2 protein-coding genes and 1 pseudogene are annotated in these 2281 nt (G+C 43.1%); 1 reads left to right on the top strand and 2 read right to left on the bottom strand.

All coding sequences use genetic code 11. The annotated features are described in order from the left end of the window. Nucleotides 1–48: 48 nt before the first annotated feature. Together ACUVJL_RS36415 and ACUVJL_RS36410 are read right to left on the bottom strand one after the other, a co-directional pair. Nucleotides 49–780: pseudogene (locus tag ACUVJL_RS36415) on the bottom strand (IS630 family transposase); the annotation flags it as partial. A 15-nt stretch (nt 781–795) separates the two neighbouring features. Beyond that, a complete protein-coding gene (locus tag ACUVJL_RS36410; protein ID WP_445250266.1) occupies nt 796–1122 on the bottom strand; it encodes a helix-turn-helix domain-containing protein in 327 nt (108 codons plus the stop codon). 143 nt (nt 1123–1265) lie between these two features. Here ACUVJL_RS36410 and ACUVJL_RS36405 point away from each other — a divergent pair, with 143 nt between their 5' ends. Beyond that, a complete protein-coding gene (locus tag ACUVJL_RS36405) occupies nt 1266–2144 on the top strand; it encodes a beta-ketoacyl synthase N-terminal-like domain-containing protein (protein WP_445250265.1) in 879 nt (292 codons plus the stop codon). The last annotated feature ends 137 nt before the right edge of the window (nt 2145–2281 follow it).

The following is a 2281-nucleotide window of genomic DNA, read 5'->3' as shown; positions in this document are numbered from 1 at the left end:
ATATATAGCGATTCTCAGATAAATGAGGTATACAGAAACCCTGTATTGTCAAGCTTTCCAGGTCAAAATTCGTACCTCACCTTTTTGAGAAAGGCTATAGTCCCAACCACAGAGAGATAAAACTTCTTCATTCGTGAGAGATTTGATAATTATATTTACGTGTTCTTTGAGTTTATCTAAACTCGAATAATTTTCCCACTTGAGGTCTTTTTTTGTATGCTCCCACAATCTTTCAATCGGATTTAATTCAGGACTATAGGCAGGTAAATATATTGGCATTACATGGTCAGCCCAGTCTAATAATAGAGCTTTATGGAAGCTACCATTATCCATGATAATTAGATTGAAAGTCTCTGAGTATTTTTGACCAAATCCATTTAAAAACTCTTGAAAACAGTTGTAATTGAGCTGAGATAATTCTTGATAATATTGTTCGCCTGTTGCTGGCTCTACGACTCCATAAATATAAAAGTTTCCTCGTTTCCATTGCTTTTTGCCAATGGGTTTTACCCCCTTTAATGTAATCATTCTGCCCTGCATAGTAATCAATCCAAATCTACTCTCATCCTGACACCATATCCTTACAGGCTTGGAGTTTCCGAAATATTTAATCATTACTTTGATGAGCTCACATAGTTTTTTTTTGAAGCTTGCCTGCACCTCTTCGTTCGCTTTGTTACTTTGGGGTCTTGGGACTTTCAGGTCAGCTTTCAATTTATAATGTACTAGGTCATGTACCACTTGATAACTCACTTTAATTCCGCATTCTTTTTCTAGCCAGAGCTGTAATTTGCCCTAACTTGTTTCTCCCTGGGGTTCTTGCAGTTTTTTGATTAATTTTTCTCTCACTTCGGGTGGAATATGTGGAGTCTTTCCGGGAGCTTTTTTTATGCTAAGTAATTCATTAATTCCACCTTTTTTGTAAGCTCTTAACCAACGATATATTGTTGATTCGTCTCGTTTTAACATCGTGGCTAATTCTGCTCTTTTTGGGATTTTTTTGGTGACCAGCCAGTATAATACCAGTAATTTTTCTTTATTTACGGCGGTCGCATGACCTTCGAGTCGATGCTCTAGTTCCTCAACCGTTTCCTGGATTTGTACCTGAAGTTTGTTCGCCATATTCGATTTCCTCTACTTTTACCCTATATTTTAGTGTACCTTCATAGTGAATTGGTATCAAGCCTGGGAGCATCCCGAAAACTTCTAGTGGCAAAATTCAGCGTCGTGCTTGTCGCGCTGGTTTCCTGGCTGGCAACTTGGATGTGGTAGGGGAGTGGAGGACAAATCCTGAAAGTAAAGTAGAGTCCCAGCGTCGGGCTGAGGAAGTAGAAACCCCGTCGCAGCAAGAGCTTCCTGACAAACAGCAACAATCTAGCTCAGGCAGGAACAATGGCTCCCAGCAGAAGAGTGTCAATCAGGAGTTTCACAAAAAAGCCCAAGCCATTCAAGCCTGGTTAGTCTGTAAAATTGCTGAGCGGCTTGGAGTTAATCCCCAAGACATAGATGTTCAGCAACCCTTCAGCCGCTACGGTCTAGATTCAGTAGCGGCGGTGAGCCTTTCGGGTGAGTTAGGGGATTGGCTCGGTGCATCGCTTTCTCCTACCCTGGTCTATGATTACCCCACGATTGAAGCCCTTGTCCCGCATTTAGTTGAGGAACTGGCTACATCAGCAGATTCCCTCGATGTGAACGCTCTTGAGGAGACTGAGACGGAGCCCAAGGACGCTAAACCCTCCGACTCCGCTGTTGCCATCATTGGTCTAGGTTGCCGTTTCCCTGGTGCTAAGGATGCAACAGCGTTCTGGGAGTTGCTGCGAGACGGGGTGGATGCCATCACTGAAGTGCCTGCAGCTCGTTGGGATATCAACGCCCTCTATAACTCAGAACCAGCAACCCCAGGGAAAATGAGTACCCGTTGGGGCGGATTCCTCGATCAAGTAGACCAATTCGATCCCCACTTCTTTGCGATTGCTCCACGAGAGGCAGAGCGCATGGACCCCCAGCAACGGCTGCTACTGGAAGTGGCTTGGGAGGCACTGGAAAACGCAGGACTTGCACCGGATAAATTGGCTGGTAGCCAATCTGGGGTATTCATCGGCATTAGCACCAATGACTACTTGCGGTTACAGTTTGAGGATTAAGTAGTTAAGCAAAATTAATTACACAAACAAACATTATGATACAATAAGACTATTGAGTTGTGCGGAGAGATATTGTGTATGTTTTTACTTAGAGATGTTAATCCACTTTCATTTAAATTACTAATCCGAATTTATCG

This window comes from Microcoleus sp. OTE_8_concoct_300, from assembly GCF_031383065.1.
In the GTDB taxonomy this organism is placed as follows: domain Bacteria; phylum Cyanobacteriota; class Cyanobacteriia; order Cyanobacteriales; family Microcoleaceae; genus Microcoleus.
Note: the sequence above shows the minus strand (reverse complement) of the source record. Positions and strands in the feature narration are given on the sequence as shown.

Bases quoted from the DNA above. Each gene is read 5' to 3' on its own strand.
- ACUVJL_RS36410 (WP_445250266.1), bottom strand. From the start codon at position 1,122: ATGGCGAACAAACTTCAGGTACAAATCCAGGAAACGGTTGAGGAACTA.